The organism is Leifsonia sp. RAF41 (genome assembly GCF_052114085.1).
Lineage (GTDB): Bacteria > Actinomycetota > Actinomycetes > Actinomycetales > Microbacteriaceae > Leifsonia.
The window spans coordinates 3341972-3361585 of record NZ_JBFREB010000001.1; the positions used below are offsets into that span (position 1 = coordinate 3341972).

Consider the following 19614-nt stretch of genomic DNA (forward strand, 5'->3'; position numbering starts at 1 on the left):
CTAGCCGAGCGCACCCGCACTGTCGAGAGCCGGCGGTGCGGCGACCGTGTCGACCACCGCGTCCCCCGCCTGCCCCAGCCGAACCGCACCCACCGTGACGTCGGCCGCGAGCCGCTGACGCTTGCCGGCCGTGGCGGAGGCGCGCACCGCGAAGCGCAGCCGCACCGTCTCTCCTGCGCCCGCGACGACGGAGTCCGGGGACGGATCGCTCCACCCGTCGGGCGTCACCAGCCGCGCCACCACCTCGCGCGGCTCGTCGTACGGGTTCACGACGACGACCTCGTAGTCGAGCGACGCGCCGGTCGGCACGCGCTGGTAGAACGGCTCGACGAGCACGAGGTTGCCATCGGCCGGCGGAAGCATCCCGTCGTCCGGGAGCAGTCCGTTGTGGATGGCCGCCAGCTCGTCGCCCTGCTCGGTGAGCAGCTGCAGGTAGTCCTCGTCGACCTCGCGGCCCTGCCAGTGACCGGTGATCATCAGACCGGGTGCGACCCGGCGGTAGAGCGCGGCGCTCTGGATGAAGTCGTCGCGCCGGAACCGGTTGCGGTACTGGTAGTTCAGGATCTCGCGCTGCACGCCCAGCCGGCCTTCCGCGGTCTGCTGGTCGCCCGTCGCGAGCACGCGGACGCCGTCCACCTCGAACTCGAACGCCGCCGCGTACAGGGTGTGCCCGGGCAGCTCGTGCGTCACGAACTCGTACTCGCGCCAGCGCACGGTCGAGCCGATCGGCAGCACGCGGTCGGCCGGGATGGGCTCGAACCACTGGCACGGAAGGTCGGTTCGCATCGGGTCGGCCATGATCGGCGCGACGTTCTCGGGCAGCCACACCTCGGTGCCCTCGACGTCGCGGAGCAGGTTGAAGCCGGCGATGTGGTCGTCGTGATAGTGCGTGCCGAGCACGACCTCCACCGACGTGACACCGAAGTCGCGCTTCAGCGCGGGCAGTGACGCCAGCCACGGCCGGCGCGCCGCGCGGTCGGTTCCTGCCGGCCAGCCGGTCGACATGTCGTACCCGTAGTCGATGAACAGGGCGGCGCCGGAGTCGCTGAGCAGTACGTACACGCACGAGTTGGCGGTGCGGTTCAGCAGCAGATGGTCGGTGAGCCGCACGAAGGGACGCTCCAGCCAGTCGCGCAGATCCCACGGGTGGGTGCGCCGCGAGTCCACGTAGCCGCTCATCCGGTCGGCCAGCTGCTCGAGCGCGCCGATCGCGTCCGGCATCGGCTCGCCATGGGACGGCAGCAGGATGCTGGGCTCCTCCTCGTGCAGCAGGAGGCACGAGAGCACGTTCATCGCCGGTCCCTCGTTCTCCGTATAGGACCACTGGGTCGCCGCGAGGGACCACACCTTGCCGGGGGCGTAGATGAGGTCGCCGGTGAAGGCGACTCGCACCCGTTGCCCCTCGGCTGCCGGGCCGCGGTCGACGAGGTAGGTGACCGAGCCCATCGTGTGACCTGGTGTCGGGATGGTCTTCACCTCGATCCCGCCGAAGCGCGCGGTCCGGTACTCGGGCACGGTCCCCGCGACCGGCACCGGGTCGAGCAGGGAGAAGCGGTCCTGACGGAGGTTGTAGTCGTTGTACAGGGCGCGCGCGGACCACATCTCATCGACCCGCGTGAAGAGGTCCTGCTCGACCGGCGGGACGAAGATCGGGATACCCGCCGCGACGGCGCGGGGAAGGCCCTGGCCCTGATCGCGATGATGGTGGGTCATCAGGATGGCGTCGAGGGTCTCGAGGCCGAGGTCGGCGAGGTGGTCGAGCACGTCGCCCGAGCCGAAATCGATCGCGATCGCGCCGGAAGGAGCACCGCCGGCGGCCGCGTCCGCGTCCGCCGTCACGACGTAGACGTTGCAGGTGTCCGCGAACCGGTGGACGCCGGGAGCGACCTCGGTGAACGCGCTCATACCGTGGTCGGCTCCTTGTCTGTCCGTTCGCCGAGTGCCGCCCGGTAGGCCCGCCACAGGGCGGCGATCTCGTCGAGGTCCGCGTCGGTGACATCCTCGCGGCTGTTATCGATCGATTCGACGTAGTAGAGCGCCGGCACGCCGAGCTCCGGCTGGATGCGCGAGTAGGCGAGCCACTCGTCGCGGTTCGGCATCGGCCACTGGTCGGTGTCGATGGGGTGTCCGGGCAGCGCGGCCGCCGCGATGTCGTGGCGGAACCGCAGCTGGTCGCCGACCGGAACCGGTTCGCCGTGGACCGAGTCCTCCAGCACGTCGTTGAGGCGCACCATGTCGGTGACGTCCGAGAACGAGGGATGGACGGTGTGGGTCACGACGAGCGCGTCCGGCTTGGCGGCCTTGGCCGCGACGTGGATGGTGCGCACGATCGCGTGCAGCGCGCTGATGCCCCACACGTCGTCGTCGTGCGTGCGGAGCGTTACGCCGGAGGGCGCGCGCTGGGAGAAGTCGACCTTGAAGCCGTCCGCGTCCAGTCCGTCCGGCGAGATCATCCGGGTGACCTGCTCGGCGAGCGCCGCCAGGTAGGCCGGGTTGGACGGGTCGACAGAGACAGGCCGACCGGACGCGTCGCGGACCGTCAGCTCGGGCGGCAAACCGGCGGGATCCCACGCCTTGAACCAGAGCAGCACGCGCTGCCCGGCGCGGTGGCGTTCGTCGATCCAGCCGCGCAGGTCGGGCCACTTCTCGGTGTCGACCGAGTTGGTGCCGTAGTCCGCCTGCCAGCGGTCGTCGATGACGACGGTACCCGGGTGGATGTCGCGCTCGGCCAGCCGTCGCAGCCAGCGGTCGTAGAGGTACTGGCGCGCGAGGTCGGGTGCGAAGGCGGCTCCGGCGGGGAGGACGAAGCCGTCCGCGTTGTCGGTGGCGAGCGCCTCCCCCTCGTGGCTCATCCGCACGGCGAGGGCGCACTGTGCTCCCCAGCCGCAGAAGATCGGCTCGTACCACCAGGCCGCGGGTTCCGGTGCGGGGGCCGCCCAGCCGCGGGCGGCGAGGTCGTCGCGGTAGTCGCGGATGGCGGTGAGCGGCGCCCCGGCAGGCCGCAGCACGAATTCGGGGGACACCCATCCACCCGCCCGCACGCGGGTATGGCCTTCGTACGTGAGCCGGAACAGGAAGCCGCCGTCGATCGCGTCGTAGCGGAAGGTCGTGAAACCGAGTTGGGCGATCGGGGCGACGACCGAGACGGCCAGCCAGTCGCCGACCGGCATGTCGGTCGGGCCGTGCGGCGCGTCCGGGGCGATGGAGGGGCGGCCCAGCGCGAAGACGAGCGGTGGGGGCGAGAAGATGCCGTGGAGGCGTCCCGGCTCCGCGTCGCCGACGACGCCGAGTTGCGCCTGCGTGTTCGACGGGCGGACGACCTGGATGGGCTCGGTCGGGGTCGGGACGAAGACCGTCGGGAAGCGGATGCCCGAGCGGAACGTGCCCGCCGCGCCGGTCGGCAGCGTGGCCTGGCCGCCGAACACGGTCAGGTCGGTGATCCGGGCGTCGTCATCCTCGGTGGTCACCTCGACCCGCGCACGGACCTCGCCCGGCAGACAGTGGAGAACGACGGCTTTCGTCGCCCAGGCGCTGGAGTCGGTGAGCACGGTGACCCGCACCGAGCCGTCCGGCTCCTCCTCGACGGTGACCGCGGTGGGACCCGAGGACTCGTCGGGGATGCCGAGGCGGTCGACGCTCGCAAGCAGCGAGAGATCGCTCCAGATCTCGCCGTCCGGGCCGGCGATGGTGGCGCGGGGGCGGGCGAGCGCGACGCCGAGCGTGTATGCGGGGGCGACGATCACGACCTCGGTCGCGCTGCGGGTGACGGTGATGTCCTGGGTGGTCTGCATGGTCCTCGGTGTGGGGGAAGGTGAGGTGCGGGTGGTCAGAGTGCGGCGAGTGCTTCGACGGAGTCGGCGGTGACGGAACTGCCGTGGTCGGCGGTGGCGTGGATGCGGAACGCGGGTTCGGGGGAGAACGACACGACGAGCGTGGCACGCGCGTCGCCGAGCGCCCACTCCAGCTCGAGCGAGCCGTTCGCCTCCACACGGTAGCGGAACTCGCCCGCGAAGGCGGGGTGCGCCGACCGCAGGCGCACGAGCGCGAGTTGAGCGCGTGTCACGTCGCTCGCGAGAGCCGCATCCACCTCGTCCGGCGTGTAGCTGTGCCGGTTGACGTCGCGCCCCTGGCCGGTGCGTTCGAACAGCGCCACGTCATCCAGCCCGCCGAGCAGCCCGACGTAGTAGAGCTGGGGACGGCCGGGCAGCCACAGCTGGACGGCCCGCGCCAGCAGGTAGCTCCGCGCGTCGGCGCCGAGGGCGGAGAAGAACGTCGCGTTGATCTGGTGCGGCAGGCTCATCCAGGCCGGGATGACGGACGCCCGGGTGGAGTGGCCGTGGGTGGCCTGCGCCGCGCGCGCGAAGATCGCCGCCATCTCATCCTGATCGATGAGGCCCGGTCGGTCGCCCGAGGGACCGGCGTCGACGATGCCGATGCCGTCGTGCGTGTCCAGCACGGTGATGGCGTTCTGCGGGCGGATGCCGAGCCACTCGACCAGGCGGTCGGAGGTGCGGGTGCCGAGGCTGTGCAGGAGCAGCGGCGCCAGCGCGAAGTCGTACACGTAGTCGACCAGCGGAGCGATGGCGAGCTGCTGCGAGTAGTGCGCGTGCACCTCGACGAGCACCCGGAGGTCCGCCTCGCGTGCCATCGCCACGATGCCGCGCACGAATTCGAGCGTCTCCGGCGTCATGAAGCTGTCGGACCCGGGAGTCTTCACGGCGTAACCCACCGCATCCAGACGGACGGTCGTCACCCCGCCGGAGCGCAGCGTCGCCAGGATGCGGCGGAGGTACGCGCGGGCGCGATCGTTCGCCACGTCGAGGTCGACCTGGCTGGGCATGAAGGTGGTCCAGACCAGCCGGCGGCGGCCGTCGGCCATCCGGTACGCGGTGAAGGGCAGGCCGGGGCGCGGGCGGTAGAACGCCGTGATGTCGTCCTCCGAGGCGCGTTCGGGGAAGACGGTGTCGAACGTGAGGAACATGCCGTCGTGGGCGGACTCCTCCCCCTGCGCCAGCCAGTCGATGAACTCGGCCGACTCGCTGGAGACGTGGTTGACGATGAGGTCGGCGGTCACCTCGCGGTCGACGGCGATGGCGCGGACGTCGTCCCAGGTGCCGAGGCGCGGGTCGATCATTCCGTGGTCGATCGGATCGAAGCCCGCGTCGGCCCCGTCGAACGGCACGAAAAACGGCAGGATGTGCACCCCGGCGAAGTCGCGCAGCGGGCCGTCGAGCAGCGCGCGCAGGCGTGGCAGGTCACCGCCGAGCCGGTCGGCGTACGCGAGCAGGTCGACGCCGGTCATCGGGTCGGCGCCTCTGCGACGGTGGAGGTTCCGCCGGACCCGGGAGTCGCCAGCCGGTTCGCGCTGGCGGCCGACGTTCCCGGGTCCGACGGGGTCAGGGCCTCCGCCAGGCGGGCGACGCCGCCGGCCGGGGAGGTGAGCACGGGGATGGCGACGCCGGCCGACTCGGCGGCCCCGGCCATCGATGCCTGTGCGAGGACGAGCACGGCGGCCTTGTCGCCGTCGGAAGGCACTGCCGCCTCACGCACGGCCTCCGCGATGAGCCGGTCATGGGTGGCTTGGTCGCCGGCGGCGCGCGCGGCAGCCGCCCCCTCGACCACGCTCGCGGTCACAACGGCTGCGACACCCTGCGCCGCCGCTTCGCGCTCGATCAGCCGCGTGGTCGGCCCGAGCGTCCCCGTGTTCGTCGCCAGCACCACGATGTGCGCAGAGTCCGACTCGCGGGCGAGGCGTGTGGCCTGGGCGGCCATGGCGGCATCCACCCGGATGACGGGGATGGGGAGGGAGTCGGCGACGGCTTCCGCCGCCTCGCCGATCGACGAACAGGTCACCAGGATGGCGTCCGCCCCCGATTCGGCGAGGTGACGGAGGTGGGATGCGACCCGCTCGCTCACCGCGGGGGTGACGCCTCCGGCGATGGCCGTCTCCAGCATCCACGCGTCGACGACGTGCTCGCGGTGCGCACCCGGAACGGCGTCGGCGACCAGCGCATCGAACGTGGGGGCGAGGGCCGGGACGGTGTGGAGCAGTCCGGCGATCATCGCGCGTCCCGCCACGGGCGCGCCTCGCGGTCGACGACCTCGATCAGAGCCTCGAGTCGTGGCACCGACAGCTCGCGGAGCGCCGACGGGACGTCGTCGCGACCGACGACGTCGCTCCACAGGGCCCGCCCGGCGAGGAACCCGCTCGCCCCCGCACGGCAGGCCGCCTCGACGGCGGGCAGGAACGCCGCGCGCTCGACACCCTGCGACAGCACCACCCACGGCCCGGAGATGGACGCGTTGAGAAGCTGGCTCGCGTCCCTCTGCTCGGCCGCGTCGCCGGTGCCCGACATCGGCACCTGCACCTTGTAGAGACTCTGGCCCGAGGGCGACAGCTCGGCGGCCGCCTCGCGGATGGCGACATCGAGGTCCCAGCTGCCGGCAGCCAGCTCCTCCGGCGTCGCCCGCACGACGGGCTCCAGCACCGAGAGGACCCCACGGGCGCGGCACTCGGCCACGAAGCGCTCGACGAGACGGACCCGCTGTTCGCGCTTGGCGTCGCGGCGCCAGATGATCAGCAGCTTCAGGGCGGCGACACCGGCGAGATCGGTCTGCGTCAGGACGACCTCGTCGAGCGCGGTCTCCTCGACCGGGCCGCCGTCCTCCTGGGTGAGGGCGTCGGCGGCGAGGATGAGGCCGGTGCTCGCGGGCAAGAGATCGCGGGTCGCCTCGAAGCCGAAATGCCGGTCGATGAGGAAACCGGAGGCCAGCGGGCCGAGCGCCTCGGCGACATCGAGCTTGAACCGGATGAGCACGTCGTCGGCCGGACGTCCAGCGCCCGCGAGGTCGAACATGTGGCGGAGGCTCTCGCGCTGGTCCATCGCGACCATCGCGAGTCCGCCGGTGGGGCGGGCGATGGCGTCGAGGTCGAGCGCCGGGCGGGAGGTGGTGTCAGTCATGCGGTTTCCTTGGCTTGTAGCGTCGCCGCCTCCACGAAGGCGTCCAGCAGGGCTGGATCGCCCGCGGAGGCGACGCTGTCGGCGCTGCGCAGCGGCAGCGAGGTCGTGAGGCCGGTCACGCGGTGCGCGGCCAGCATGGCTGCGCCGGTGGCGACGGGCTCGGCGGCGGCGACCCGGCGGAGCACGCCGGGCAGGAGCCGCTGCTTGAGCCGCCACCAGGCGCCATTGGCGGCGCCCGGCCCACCGAGGACGGTGAGCTCTGGTCGACGGGGGCCGGCCAGCGCGGTCTGGGCGGCATCCATCCAGGCGAGTTGGAGGGCGAGGCCGGCCAGCACGGCCGTGAGCGTGGCCGCAGGGTCGGCGAGACGAGCGGACCCGGCGGCGCCGGGTGCGGTCCCCGCCGGGTCGAGATGGATGAGACGCAGCGACTGCGTGGGATCGGGAGCCGGGGACTGACGCCCGCGGAGGTAGGGCAGCAGGAAGGCATCGATCGGACCGTCGGCCAGCGTCCGCGCCGCCTCGAGCGCATCGCGCCGATGGACTCCCGGGAGGAGCTCGGCGAACGCCCACTCCACCAGGGCGCCTGCGGTCGGATTGCCGGAGAGCAACGTCTCGTGGCGGCCGTCGATGCTGCGACCGATGCTCATCCCGTGGCGCCGCGCGCCCTCACGGGAGACGTTCTCGACGATGCGCAGCAGCGCTTCGGCGGTGCCGACCGAGTCGGCCGCGTCGCCGGGCTCGCGGACGCCGGCCGCCCACGCGCCGACGGCGTGGTCGTGGCCGGCGGCGATGACCGGGACGCCTACCGGAAGTCCGAGCGCTGCGGCGGCCCCCGAGGTGAGCGTGCCCGCGGTCGCGCCGGGGAGGATCACCCGGGGGAATCGGTCGGGGGTGAGACCCGCCAGCCCGAGGAGCTCCGCGTCGAAGCCGTCGGCGAGCGGCGAGCCCGCTCCGGGCAGCCGGTACGCCATCGTGCGCGCGGCCAGTGTGTGGTCGGTGACTGCTTCGCCGGTGAGCGACGAGAGGACGAGCCCGTCCGCGCCCAGCCAGCACGCGTCGGCGAGCCGCGCATCCCCCTCGTCCACCAGCCGGAGCCAGTGCGCGAGCGGCGACTTGTGCGGAGCGGGCACGCCGGTGGCGTCGTAGAGCGCCTCGGCGCCCGCCGCTGCGACGAGGCGCCCGGCCGTCGCGGCGTCGCCGTCCGCCCAGCGGAGGAGGTCGCCGCGCGGCTCTCCGTCGGGCGCTGTCAGCGACCCCGTTTCGCCCATGGACGCGACGCCGATGGCGGCGATCGGGTGCGGGCTGTCGGCCACGATTTCGCGGATCGCGTTGAGCACGACCGCCTGCAGCGCGGCCCCGCCGCTCGGCGTCGGGACGGTCAGCGTGCGCTCTTCGTGGACGGCTCTGTCGCTTCCGGCGTCACCGAGCACGGCCAGCACCACCTTCGTGTTGGTGGTGCCGACGTCCACGCCGATTGCGGCGAGAGGAGCGAGAGTCACGTTCACCATTCTGTTCACTTCTGAACATTCTCGTCAAGATTTGTGCGTTTGTTGACAAGCGGTCGCCGAAGCCGATTGGATGGACGCCGTGCGCTACACCGACGCCCCCGCCCGCCGCGAAGAGCTGCTCCGCCGGCTCTCCGTCGAGGGCTACGTGTCGTCGTCGCGCGTCGCGGACGAACTCGGCGTCTCCGAGATGACCATCCGCCGCGACCTCCGTCAGCTCGAAGCCGACGGTCTCGCCCGGCGGGTCGTCGGGGGCGCCAGCCTCCCGAACCTCGGGCACGGACGCCCCTTCGACGAGCGCGCCGTCACCGGCAGCGGCGAGAAGCGATCCATTGCCGAGGCCTGCCTCGATCTGCTCGACGGCGCCGTCACGGTGGCGCTCGACGCGGGGACGACGGTCGCACCCCTCGCCGGGATGCTGCAGCCCGGCAGCACGATCATCAGCCACTCCGCGCCGGTCATCCAGGCCGCCATCGAGCGTCAGGACGTCGAACTCGTGGCGGTCGGCGGCGTCTACCAGAGCGAGACGCGCAGCTTCGCCGGTGCGACCGCGCGGCGGACCATCGCCGACTACTCGATCGATGTGGCCGTGCTGTCCGCGACCGCGGTGGACACCCGCGGCATCCTGTGCGCCAACGCGCTCGACGCCGAACTCAAGCAAGAGCTCGCCCGCGCCGCCCGCACCACGGTGCTGCTGGTCGACCACTCCAAGCTGGGCGCGCGCGCCCCGATCCGTGTGGGCGGCCTGGACCTGGTGGATGTGATCCTCACCGACGCGGGCGCCGACCCGGGGGACCTGCGCGCGCTGCGCGAGGCGGGGGCGACCGTCGTGGTCGCGGGCGAGCAGGTCGGCGTCTCGTGATGCGGCTCGGCGCCGTCGCCGACGATGTCACGGGCGCCTGCGATCTCGCGGGCCGCGTCGCCGAGGCGGGACTTCCCGCGAGCGTCCTGCTCGGTGCCCCGGCCACCGGCACGCTCGACGACGCGTTCCCGACCGACCGACCCGGATGCACGGTCGTCGCCCTCAAGGTGCGTACAGCGCCTGTCGCCCAGGCCGTCGCCGAATCGACCGCCGCGGCACGCTTTCTGGTCGCATCGGGCGCGACCCAGCTCTACCAGAAGTACTGCTCGACGTTCGACTCGACGGCGTCGGGCAACATCGGTCCGATCGCGGACGCCCTGGCGGCCGTCGCGGGCGCTGCAGGGTCCGTCGGAACGCCGGCCACTCCGGGCGCCGGGCGGACCCAGTACCAGGGCACCCTCTTCGTCGAGGGTGTTCCGCTCGCGGAATCGCCGATGCGCGACCACCCGCTGACGCCGATGCGCGACTCGGACCTCGTCCGCCTGCTCACGCCGCAGACGTCCGCACCCGTCGGGCTGGTCCGCTGGGGCACCGTCCGACGTGGCGCCGAGGCCGTGGCCGCGGGCGTGCGCGACGGCCACACGCTCGTGGATGCGCTCACCGAGGACGACCTCGACGCCATCGCGAATGCGGTCCTCCGGCTGGCGCCCACCCATCCCACCGTCGCCGCCGGCGGGGCCGGGCTTGCGACGGCTCTTGCGCGCGTGGAGACCCGCGACCGGGACTCCACCGGGCTGGACGCCGCCGTCCTCGCGCCGGTCCCGGTGACCGGCCGCCTCATCCTCGCCGGCAGCGCCTCGGCCGCCACTCGGGCTCAGATCGCCGCGTTCGGCGGCGAGCGCCACATCCTCGACCCGCTCATACTCGCTCGCGACCGTGACGCGATCACCCGGCTGCGGGATGCGCTCGCGGCACGCGAGGACCCTCGTGCACCCGCACTGATCCACGCCTCCCCCGACGTCGCCGCCGCCCAGCGCGAGCTCAGCGCCGAACGGGCGGCCGCGCTTCTCGAGGAGGCGCTCGGCGAGCTCGCCGCTTTCGCCGTCCACGACCTCGGTTACAGCCACCTGCTGATCGCCGGTGGCGAGACCTCCGGCGCAGTCACCGGCGGCCTCGGCATCACGCGGTTGCGGATCGGCGCGCAGGCAGCGCCGGGCGTGCCGTGGGCGGAGGCCGTCAGCCGCGACAGCGCCGGCGAGAAGCGCACGATCGCGGTGCTGCTGAAGTCCGGCAACTTCGGCGGCCCCGGGTTGTTCACCGACGCGTGGAAGGCGGCGCCATGACACGCATCCTGACCGAGGCCGAGGCGCGTTCGGCCATCGTGCGCGCCTGCCGGCACCTCTCCGCGGCCGGGCTGTCGCCGGGAAGCTCCGGCAACGTGAGCATCCGGGTCGGCGCGCGCATCATCGCGACGCCTACCGGGTCGTCGCTCCGGGCGGTCACCGAGGACGAACTCGCGGCGACGCCCGCGGATCAGGAGGGCGCAGCGCGGCCGACCAAGGAGCTTCCGCTGCACGCCGCGATGTACGCCGCGCATCCCGACGCGACCGCGGTCGTGCACCTCCACTCGCCGTACGCGACGGCGATCGCCTGCCTGCCACCGGCGCTCAACGGTTATGCGCAGCTCCCACCGCTCACGCCCTACCGGGTGATGCGGCTGGGCGATGTGCCGCTCGTCCCCTATGCCCCGCCGGGCAGCGCAGACCTGGCAGCCGGCGTCGCCGCCGCGGCGCCCGGCCATCCGGCCCTGCTGCTGGCGAACCACGGCCCGGTGGTCGCGGCGGCGACGCTGGACGCGGCCATCGACCTCGTCGAGGAGCTGGAGACCGCGGCACAGTTGACCCTCCTGCTGAAGCAGGCGCCCGCGGTCACTCTCGACGCCGCCGCGGTAGCCGCGCTCACACCGCCGGGACGCTGAGCCCCCGCCCCCTCCCTCCCGCTCGAACCCCCAGGAGCCCTCCGTGTCCAGCGTCCGCGCTGCCCGTCCGTTACCCTCCGATCGTCCGCCACGCGCCGCACGCATCGCTCCGACCCGACCCACCGAGGCCCACCTGTCCTCGGTTCCGCGGTTCCTGCTGTGGCAGGCCGCGCGGCAGCCGGCGAGCCTCACCGGCGGTGTGCTGTTCGGAGTCGTGTGGATGCTCTGCCAAGCCGTCTGGCCCTATCTCCTCGGCCGCGCGGTCGATGAGGGCGTTTCGGGCGATCCGACACGGCTCTGGGTCTGGTGCGGCGCACTGCTCGGTGTCGCCGTGGTGCAGGCGCTGAGCGGCATGCTCCGGCATCGGATGGCCGTGTCCAACTGGTTGCGCTCGTCCCTCGGCATCGCCCGGCTGATCGGCTACCACTCGGCCGAGACCGGGCCTGCGATCACCGCCACCACGTCCTCGGGCGAGATTGTCGCGACCGTGAGCACCGACTCGCTGCGGCTCGGCGCGATGTTCGAAGTGACCGCGCGCCTCGCGGGCGGCGTCGTCGCCTTCGCCGTGGTCTCGGTCATCATGCTCAACGCATCCCTCCCGCTGGGCCTCACCGTCGTGATCGGGGTCCCGGCCGTCGCGCTGGTGCTGGCGCTGCTGCTCCGTCCGCTCCGCACGCGCCAGGCGGTGTGGCGGGAGGAGGCGGGCGGGCTGACCACCCTCGGCGCCGACACGGTGGTCGGCCTGCGGGTGCTGCGTGGCATCGGCGGAGAGCAGGAGTTCGTGGAGCGGTACGCGGCACAGTCGCAGCGCGTACGCGCCGCCGGGGTCGGCGTCGCGAAGACCCAGAGCTGGCTCGACGGCCTCCAGGTGCTCCTGCCCGGCGCCTTTCTCGTGTTCATCGTCTGGTTCGGGGCACACCTCGCCGTCGACGGGGTGATCACTCCTGGGCAGCTGACCGCCTTCTACGGGTACGCCACCTTCCTGGTGCTGCCGTTGCGGACCGCCGTCGAGGCGGCGCAGACCTTCACCGCGGGCATCGTGTCGGCTCGCCGCGTGCTTTCCGTGCTCCGCACCCAGCCGGCTGCACGCGACACCGCCGCGACGGCGGAGGCGCCCGCCTGGGGGTCTGCCATCGAGGATCTCGCATCCGGAGTCGTCATCCAGCCCGGCCGGTTCACCGCGATCGTCGACGCCGACCCGGACGAGGCGGCCGGGATCGCGACCCGCCTCGGACGCTTCGACGACACAGTCCACAGGGAAGCGCCTGTGCTCTGGGGCGGGGTCGACCACCGTCGAGTGCCTGTCCGGGAGGTCCGCGAACGCATCGTGGTCAACGACGCCAACCCGCATCTGTTCGGCGGGCGCCTGCTCGACGGGCTCGACACCCTGCCGATCCGCGACGAAGGAGCCGCCCGCTGGACGGAGGCCGACACCTCCACCGGCCGCCTGCGCCGCGTCTCCGCAGCCCTCGACACCGCGGCCGCCTCGGAGACGGTGGATGCGCTCCCGGAGGGCGTCCACGAGCACGTGGCTGAGCGCGGCCGGACCTTCTCCGGCGGCCAGCGGCAGCGGCTCAGCCTCGCCCGCGCGCTGCTCACCGACGCCGAGGTCCTGGTGCTGATCGAGCCGACGAGTGCCGTCGACGCGCACACCGAGTCGCAGATCGCCGAGCGTCTCCGCACAGCACGCGACGGTCGCACCACCGTCGTCGTCACCGCCAGCCCGCTGCTGCTCGATCGGATGGACACGGTCGCTGTCGTCCGCAAGGGCCGCGTCGTCGGCACCAGCAGCCATCAGTCGCTGCTCCGCCAGGAGGACGACCTCGGCGACCTGTACCGGGCGATCGTCTCACGCACGATCAGCGCCGCGGAGCCGGCGGAGGGCGAGCAGCTCGATGAGGCCTGGACCGGCTCCATCGACGCGCTCTGGACGGCGACGCATCCCGTGACGGCTCAGCGGCCGACCGACGAGGGCACGAAGAAGACGAAGAAGCCGAAGAAGGCCAAGAACGCGGCGAAGGCCGCGAAGGCCGCGCGCACGAAGGGGACAGACGATGCTGCTTCCGATCGCTAGCACCGCGACCGTCCGGGCCACCAGCGCGCGCCTCATCCGTCAGCACCGCGGAGGCCTGTCGGTCGTGCTCGTCCTGCACACTCTCGCCGCCGTCGCCGGCCTCGCCGGACCGGCCCTCATCGGACTGATCATCGACGGCATCACCGGACACACTCTCGTCTCGAGCGGAATCGACACGATCGCCCTCATACTGCTCGGGGCGATCGTGTGCCAGGCGGTCCTGATCCGGTTCGCGCAGCGCCAGTCGATGGTCCTCGGCGAGGGCGTCTTCGCGCAGCTGCGGGAGGAGTTCCTCGCGACCGTCGCGCGCCTCCCGCTCTCCACGGTCGAAGCGGCCGGGACAGGCGACCTGCTCGCGCGGACCACCAACGACATCCAGTCGGTCGCCCAGACCGTCCGGTTCGGCGTGCCGCGCATCCTCGTCGCCAGCGTCACCGCCGTGCTCACCGTCGTCGCAGCGTTCGTGGTCAGCCCGCCGGTCGCCGTCGCGATGTTCGCGGGCGTCCCCATCCTGGTGATCGCGGCTCGGTGGTACCTGAAGCGATCGGGGCCCGGGTACCAGCGCCAGCTCGCCTCCTACGCCACCCTGGGCGGCACGATCAGCGAGACGGTGGACGGCGTCCGTACGATCGAAGCGCTCAGCCTGGCACCCGCACAACGCAGCAAGATCGACGCCGCTCTGCGGGAGCGTCGCGAGTCGGAGTGGTACACACTCTGGCTGCGGTCGTGGTTCTTCCCGAGCACCGACATCGCGTTCCTCCTGCCGGTCATCGTGGTACTCGCCTGGGGTGCCTACCTGGTCGGCTCCGGCGTGGCGGGCATCGGCGCGGTCACAGCCGTCGCGCTCTACGCCATGCAACTCGTGGCACCGGTCGACGAGCTGATCAGCTGGCTCGACGAGATCCAGGTCGGTACCACCGCGCTCTCGCGCATCATCGGCGTGGCCGACGTGCCCGAGGACCGCCATGCGACCGGCGAGCAGCCGGCCGACGAGCACGTCGTCGCGGACGACGTCCGCTTCTCGTACCGCGAGGGGACGGAGGTGCTGCACGGCGTCAGCCTCGACCTGGCCGTCGGCGAGCGGCTCGCCATCGTCGGGCCCTCAGGATCGGGCAAGTCGACGCTCGGCCGGCTCATGGCCGGCATCACCGAGCCGTCCGGCGGCCGGATCACGGTCGGCGGCGTTCGCCTGGTCGACCTCCCGCTGGACGACCTCCGCAGCCACGTCGCCCTCGTCACCCAGGAGCACCACGTCTTCGTCGGAACCATCGCCGACAATCTGTCCCTCGCGAGACCCGGAGCAGGCCGCGACGAACTCGCGCGCGCCCTCCGAGTGGTGGATGCGCTCCGCTGGGTCGCCGCGATGCCGAAGGGTCTCGACACGGTCGTCGGCTCGGGAGGGGTCGTCCTCACCCCCGCGCAGGCGCAGCAGCTCGCGCTGGCCCGACTGGTCCTGCTCGACCCGCACACGCTCATCCTCGATGAGGCGACCTCGCTTCTCGACCCGACGGCCGCACGCGACCTGGAGCGCGCGATGAACCGGGTGCTGGAGGGCCGGACGGTCGTCGCGATCGCGCACCGCCTGCACACGGCGCACGACGCCGACCGCATCGTCGTGGTGCGCGACGGGCACATCGACGAGCTCGGCAGCCACGAGCAGCTGGTGTCCGCCGGCGGTGCGTATGCCGAGCTCTGGTCGTCCTGGCATGGAGGCGCCGCGTGAGCGGGCTCGCTTGGCGCGGCGTGGTCGAGGGCTTCTACGGTGAACCCTGGTCGCATGCGGGCCGGCTCGCCTGGTTCGAGCGCGGCGGCGCCCTCGGACTCGACCACTACCTGTACGCGCCGAAGGACGACCCCTGGCATCGCGAGGAGTGGCGGGAGCCCTATCCCGAACGGCGGCTCGCAGAACTGGCGGCGCTGAACCTCGCGGCCGCCGAGCGCGGCGTGCGCTTCGTCTACGCGATCTCGCCCGGGCTGTCGATGCGGTACGGCGACGACGCCGAGCACGAGGCGCTCGCGGCGAAGTGCCGTCAGTTGCTCGGCGCGGGCATCCGGTCGTTCGCCCTGCTGTTCGACGACGTGCCGATGGACGAGCCGGAGTCGCTCGGGCGCGCGCATGGGGAGGCGGCGGCCCGGTTCCAGCAATCGTTCCTGCTGCCCGCCGGCATCGACGAGCCGGTGCTCCTCTGCCCCACCGACTACGCCGGTCTCGAGCGGACGCCGTACCGCATCGGCCTCTCCGAGACGCTCCCGGCGGACGCACGCGTGCTGTGGACGGGCTCCGACATCGTGGTCGGCGAGATCACTGCCGACGACATCGCACGGGCGGTGCGTGCATTCGAGCGCGAACTCGTGCTGTGGGACAACTTCCCGGTCAACGACTTCGACCGTTCGCGCCTGTTCCTCGGACCGCTGAGCGGCCGGACGGCCGCGCCAGGCCTGGTCGGCATCGTCACCAACCCCATGGTCGAGGCGGCGCCGTCGCACCTCGCGCTCGCGACCGTCGCCGAATGGGCCGCGGACCCCGGCAGGTACGACCCGGCGGCAGCGGCCGAGCGGGCGTACATCGCGGTCGCCGGACCGGACGACGGCCTTCGCACGCTGGTCGAGGCCTGCAGCGCCTGGCCGCCCAGCGCTGCACGGTGGCCGCGCCTCGACGAACTGGTGGCGGACGGCCGCTGGGATGAGGTGGAGGCGTTGCTCGCGCGGCTCGCGTCGACCACGGGGTCCGCAGCCACCCCGGCCGATCTCGTGGAGCAGCTCCGACCGTGGATCGCGGCGGCGCGGGCCGCCGGAGCCGCTGGCGTGCTCGCCTGCCGTGCGCTGCGCGCAGGCGGCGCCGACACGGACCCGGGCTCGCACGCCGACACGATCGCCGCCCTCCTCGCCGCGCGCCGCGATCTCGAGGCCGAGTTCGCGGACGTGGCCCGCGGCGCCGTCCTCGCGCTCGTCGATTCCGCCCTCGAACTCCTCGGCGTCTCCTCCGCGCGCAGCAGCGGCGACGGCGCGGTCGTCGCCGTGCTGAGCGGCGGCAACCCGGCCCCGGGTGACCGCGAACTGGTCGAGTTCCTCGGCGGCGCCGGGATGCGCGCCCACCTCGGCGACCACCCCGACGCCGACCTGCTCATCGTCACGCGCACCGCGCCGGAGGAGAGCGCGAGGGCCGCATCCGCTCGCGCCGTTCCGCTACTCGCCTGGGGGCACCTGGTGCCGCTCGGGATGGCGTCGGCCGCGGCCGTCCCGCTGTCGCTGGACCGCGTCCACATCACCGCTGCCCAGCATCCTGCCGCTGCCGGGCTCGACGGCGAGGTGGTCGTCTACCGCGGCCGCTCGAAGCTCACCCTCGCGGATCCGCCGGAGGACGCGATCGTCGTCGCACGCGACGCCGAGTCGGGCCGTGCTGTCATCGGCTTGACCCCTGCCGGGTCCCGGCTCACCGACGGCAGCACCGCACCCGCGGCGCGTGCGACGTTCTTCCTCGCAACGGACGGATTCGCCCCCTGGCTGGTGACGCCGGACGCACGGGCGCTCCTGCTCGCAACGGTCCGGGAACTCCTCTCCGCCGACAGGTAAGGAGGAATTTCCAGCACCGCGGGGCCGGGAACGCGGGTAGAGCGCGCACCAGAGCGGCCTAGAGTAATGAATGTATGGCTGAACTTCCTCCCGCATCGCTCTCCGACCACCCCGAACCCGTCATCGTCACCAGCGACACCGGCATCGGTGTGCGCCGGTTCACTCGCGACGACATCGTGCAGCGCAAAGGCCTGTACACACTGGTCTCCGGACCGTTCACGCCGCGGGAGTCGATGATCGAAGACCTGCTCGCCGTCCGCGAGGCCCTCGATGACGCCGGGCTCGAGTACCTGCTCGTTCGCGACGACGACAACCGCCTGATCGTGGCCCTCGACCGCCGCACACGCAAGCGGGTCGACGAGGCCCTGTCCACCGCCTTCGCCGACGAGCCCTTCTACGCCCGCAGCATCGACCCCGACGGGGATGCGGACGGCGACGACCTCCTGATCGCCGACGCCCGGCTCTCGCGGCGCAAGGCCGACATCCTGCGCCTGTACCGCCCCCGCCTCGAACCCATCGGCCGCCTCCGCTACGGTGCCGAGACCGCGTTCCAGCTCGAGTTCTGGCGGTTCGGCGACGACGAGATCACGGCACCGCGCGAGAATGCGCTGATGCGCCCCCGCCTCCCCCGCAGCGAAGCCGTCGAGGCCCAGGTCGAGTTGTACGGTCGACGCTGGCGGACGCTGCAGCACATGTTCGACCCGCTCGCCAGCGACGTCGCATTCGACATCGACATCGTCTTCTCCTGGGTCGACGGGTCCGACGTCGAGTACCAGCGGCAGCGGGCGGCACGGCAGGCCGGGTACGTGGTCGGCGACGGGGACGACAACGAGGCGCGCTTCCGGCAGATCGACGAGCTCAAGTACGCGCTGCGCAGCATCCACATGTTCGCCCCGTGGATCCGCAACATCTACATCGCCACCGACTCCCCGGTGCCGTCATGGCTCGACCCCGAGCACCCGCGCATCCACATCATGCGGAGCGAAGACTTCTTCCCTGACAGGTCGGGGCTGCCCACGCACAACTCCCACGCTGTGGAGAGCCAGCTGCACCACATCCCGGGCCTGTCGGAGCACTTCCTGTACTCGAACGACGACATGTTCATCGGGCGGCCCCTCTCGCCCGACATCTACTTCTCGCCGGGCGGCGTGACCAAGTTCGTCGAGGCGGGCACGCGCATCGGCCTGGGCGAGACGAATCCGGAACGCAGCGGCTTCGAGAACGCGGCGCGGGTCAACCGCCGCCTGCTCTGGGAGCGATTCGGCACCGTCACCACCCGGCACCTGGAGCACTGCGCGGCCCCGCTGCGCATCAGCGTCCTGCGGGAGATGGAGCGCGAGTTCGCCGAGGACTTCCGGCGGACGGCGGCCAGCCCGTTCCGCTCGGCCACCGACATCTCCGTCACCAACTCGCTGTACCACTACTACGCGCTGATGACTGGGCGCGCGGTCACGCAGAACCAGGCGAAGGTGCTCTACATCGAGACGACGCTGCGGCAGGCGCCCGACATGATGCGGCGCCTGCTGAAGAAGCGCGACCAGGACATGTTCTGCCTGAACGACGGCTCCAAGCCCGAGATCGAGCCAGCCGAGCGCACCCGCATCGTCACCGACTTCCTGGAGCGCTACTTCCCGTTCCCGGCCCCCTGGGAACGCCCCGCCTGACCCGCCTCAGGGCGCGCGCGATTTGGCGCAAATCGCGGTTATGGGAGACAGCATTCCCACGATTTGGCGCAAATCGCGGTTATCGCGACAGCATTCCCGCGACTTGGCGCAAATCGCGGGGGATCAGGCGACGATGCTGATGGGTTCCGTGGGGAGTTCGCGGCGGGGCGCCGGGGGGATGCGGATGCCGTCGGCGGCGAGGCGGCGGGCCGACTCCGTCGCGTCGACGTAGTCGAGCGTCGGGTAGTGGCCGAGCGGCACGACGGAGTGCAGCACCGTGTTCGGGTAGACGTGAACCAGGTTGAACGAGAGCGCGCCGTCGCGGCCGCGCGTACCTCCGACCGGCACGTTGAGGTCCTGCGTGTAGCAACTGGCCGACGCGACCGAGACCGGGATGCCGGCGAACGTCGCGGTCGACGAGTAGTGCAGGTGCCCGGCAAGGATGCTGCGCACGTCGCTCCCGTCCAGCACCTCGCGCAGCTGCGACTGGTCGCGCAGCTCGACCGAGACCGCCAGGTCGAGCACGCTCGGGATGGGCGGGTGATGCATCGCGAGGACGGTGCCCTCGGGTGCCGCGGTGGCCAACTCGGCCGCCAGCCAGTCGAGCTGCGACTCGCTGACATCGCCATAGTGGTGGCCAGGGACGGTCGAATCGAGCACGATCACGCGCAGTCCGCCGAGCCAGTACACGTCGTCGATCGGCGAGACGTCTCCCAGCTCGTCGCGGAGCCCCTGCCGGAACGACGCCCGGTCGTCATGGTTTCCCATGACCCAGATCACCCGCGCGCCCATCCGCTCGGCCGCCGGGTCGACGAGGGCCCGCAACCGCGCGTATGCGTCGGGCTGCCCGCGGTCGGCCAGGTCGCCGGTGAAGACGATCGCCTCCGGGCGCCCGCCGGACGCCTCGACCTCGTGCAGGAGTGCGCGCAGGTGCTGCTCGCTGTCGACGGAGCCATACAGCTGTTCACCCCCCGCCAGCAAGTGCGTGTCGCTGATGTGGAGAAGAAAGTGGTCCGGCCGCGGGTATTCCGCGATTCGCGTCTTCACGGGGCTATC

Annotated in this window: 14 protein-coding genes; 7 read left to right on the top strand and 7 right to left on the bottom strand. The window is 72.2% G+C overall.

Annotation, left to right across the window (positions count from 1 at the left end):
- Genes AB4Y74_RS16240 through AB4Y74_RS16265 form a run of 6 tightly spaced genes read right to left on the bottom strand, consistent with a single transcriptional unit; the run spans position 1 to position 8470 of the window.
- Positions 1–1905 (bottom strand): MBL fold metallo-hydrolase, encoded by a 1905-nt coding sequence (locus tag AB4Y74_RS16240; RefSeq protein WP_441800099.1) that lies wholly within the window; start codon positions 1903–1905, stop codon positions 1–3.
- Complete coding sequence (locus tag AB4Y74_RS16245; RefSeq protein WP_441800100.1) at positions 1902–3791, bottom strand: hypothetical protein; 1890 nt, start codon at positions 3789–3791, stop codon at positions 1902–1904. The genes AB4Y74_RS16240 and AB4Y74_RS16245 overlap by 4 nt, the downstream gene beginning before the upstream one ends.
- Before the next feature lie 35 nt (positions 3792–3826).
- On the bottom strand, positions 3827–5302 hold the full coding sequence (gtfA, locus tag AB4Y74_RS16250; protein ID WP_441800101.1) for a sucrose phosphorylase: 1476 nt from the start codon (positions 5300–5302) through the stop codon (positions 3827–3829).
- Positions 5299–6078 (bottom strand): aspartate/glutamate racemase family protein, encoded by a 780-nt coding sequence (locus tag AB4Y74_RS16255; RefSeq protein WP_441800102.1) that lies wholly within the window; start codon positions 6076–6078, stop codon positions 5299–5301. Before AB4Y74_RS16255 ends, gtfA begins: the two co-directional genes overlap by 4 nt.
- On the bottom strand, positions 6060–6962 hold the full coding sequence (locus tag AB4Y74_RS16260; protein ID WP_441800103.1) for a hypothetical protein: 903 nt from the start codon (positions 6960–6962) through the stop codon (positions 6060–6062). The genes AB4Y74_RS16255 and AB4Y74_RS16260 overlap by 19 nt, the downstream gene beginning before the upstream one ends.
- The gene (locus AB4Y74_RS16265) at positions 6959–8470 is read right to left on the bottom strand and encodes an FGGY-family carbohydrate kinase (RefSeq protein WP_441800467.1); all 1512 of its coding nucleotides are present in this window, start codon (positions 8468–8470) and stop codon (positions 6959–6961) included. The genes AB4Y74_RS16260 and AB4Y74_RS16265 overlap by 4 nt, the downstream gene beginning before the upstream one ends.
- Before the next feature lie 70 nt (positions 8471–8540).
- Here AB4Y74_RS16265 and AB4Y74_RS16270 point away from each other — a divergent pair, with 70 nt between their 5' ends.
- From AB4Y74_RS16270 to AB4Y74_RS16300, 7 genes are all read left to right on the top strand, one after another.
- Positions 8541–9329, top strand: coding sequence for a DeoR/GlpR family DNA-binding transcription regulator (locus AB4Y74_RS16270; RefSeq protein WP_441800104.1), 789 nt, complete (start codon positions 8541–8543; stop codon positions 9327–9329).
- Positions 9329–10612, top strand: coding sequence for a 3-oxo-tetronate kinase (gene otnK / locus AB4Y74_RS16275; protein ID WP_441800468.1), 1284 nt, complete (start codon positions 9329–9331; stop codon positions 10610–10612). The genes AB4Y74_RS16270 and otnK overlap by 1 nt, the downstream gene beginning before the upstream one ends.
- Positions 10609–11247, top strand: a complete 639-nt coding sequence (locus AB4Y74_RS16280; protein WP_441800105.1) for a class II aldolase/adducin family protein — start codon at positions 10609–10611, stop codon at positions 11245–11247. The genes otnK and AB4Y74_RS16280 overlap by 4 nt, the downstream gene beginning before the upstream one ends.
- Positions 11248–11290: 43 nt before the next feature.
- Positions 11291–13321 carry an ABC transporter ATP-binding protein gene (locus tag AB4Y74_RS16285; RefSeq protein ID WP_441800106.1) on the top strand — a complete coding sequence of 677 codons (2031 nt, stop codon included), beginning with the start codon at positions 11291–11293 and terminating at the stop codon, positions 13319–13321.
- Positions 13302–15044 (top strand): ABC transporter ATP-binding protein, encoded by a 1743-nt coding sequence (locus tag AB4Y74_RS16290; RefSeq protein ID WP_441800107.1) that lies wholly within the window; start codon positions 13302–13304, stop codon positions 15042–15044. The genes AB4Y74_RS16285 and AB4Y74_RS16290 overlap by 20 nt, the downstream gene beginning before the upstream one ends.
- Positions 15041–16894 carry a beta-N-acetylglucosaminidase domain-containing protein gene (locus AB4Y74_RS16295; protein WP_441800108.1) on the top strand — a complete coding sequence of 618 codons (1854 nt, stop codon included), beginning with the start codon at positions 15041–15043 and terminating at the stop codon, positions 16892–16894. Before AB4Y74_RS16290 ends, AB4Y74_RS16295 begins: the two co-directional genes overlap by 4 nt.
- Positions 16895–16968: 74 nt before the next feature.
- Positions 16969–18558: a stealth family protein gene (locus AB4Y74_RS16300; protein ID WP_441800109.1), complete on the top strand. Its 1590-nt coding sequence runs from the start codon at positions 16969–16971 to the stop codon at positions 18556–18558.
- A gap of 123 nt (positions 18559–18681) precedes the next feature.
- Here the strand turns inward: AB4Y74_RS16300 and AB4Y74_RS16305 are convergent, their stop codons facing one another.
- Complete coding sequence (locus AB4Y74_RS16305; protein WP_441800110.1) at positions 18682–19605, bottom strand: phosphodiesterase; 924 nt, start codon at positions 19603–19605, stop codon at positions 18682–18684.
- Positions 19606–19614: the final 9 nt, after the last annotated feature.

Coding starts and splice junctions, on each gene's coding strand:
- AB4Y74_RS16240 (WP_441800099.1), bottom strand. CDS start 1,905: ATGAGCGCGTTCACCGAGGTCGCTCCCGGCGTCCACCGGTTCGCGGAC.
- AB4Y74_RS16245 (WP_441800100.1), bottom strand. CDS start 3,791: ATGCAGACCACCCAGGACATCACCGTCACCCGCAGCGCGACCGAGGTC.
- gtfA (WP_441800101.1), bottom strand. CDS start 5,302: ATGACCGGCGTCGACCTGCTCGCGTACGCCGACCGGCTCGGCGGTGAC.
- AB4Y74_RS16260 (WP_441800103.1), bottom strand. CDS start 6,962: ATGACTGACACCACCTCCCGCCCGGCGCTCGACCTCGACGCCATCGCC.
- AB4Y74_RS16265 (WP_441800467.1), bottom strand. CDS start 8,470: ATGGTGAACGTGACTCTCGCTCCTCTCGCCGCAATCGGCGTGGACGTC.
- AB4Y74_RS16270 (WP_441800104.1), top strand. CDS start 8,541: ATGGACGCCGTGCGCTACACCGACGCCCCCGCCCGCCGCGAAGAGCTG.
- otnK (WP_441800468.1), top strand. CDS start 9,329: ATGCGGCTCGGCGCCGTCGCCGACGATGTCACGGGCGCCTGCGATCTC.
- AB4Y74_RS16280 (WP_441800105.1), top strand. CDS start 10,609: ATGACACGCATCCTGACCGAGGCCGAGGCGCGTTCGGCCATCGTGCGC.
- AB4Y74_RS16290 (WP_441800107.1), top strand. CDS start 13,302: ATGCTGCTTCCGATCGCTAGCACCGCGACCGTCCGGGCCACCAGCGCG.
- AB4Y74_RS16300 (WP_441800109.1), top strand. CDS start 16,969: ATGGCTGAACTTCCTCCCGCATCGCTCTCCGACCACCCCGAACCCGTC.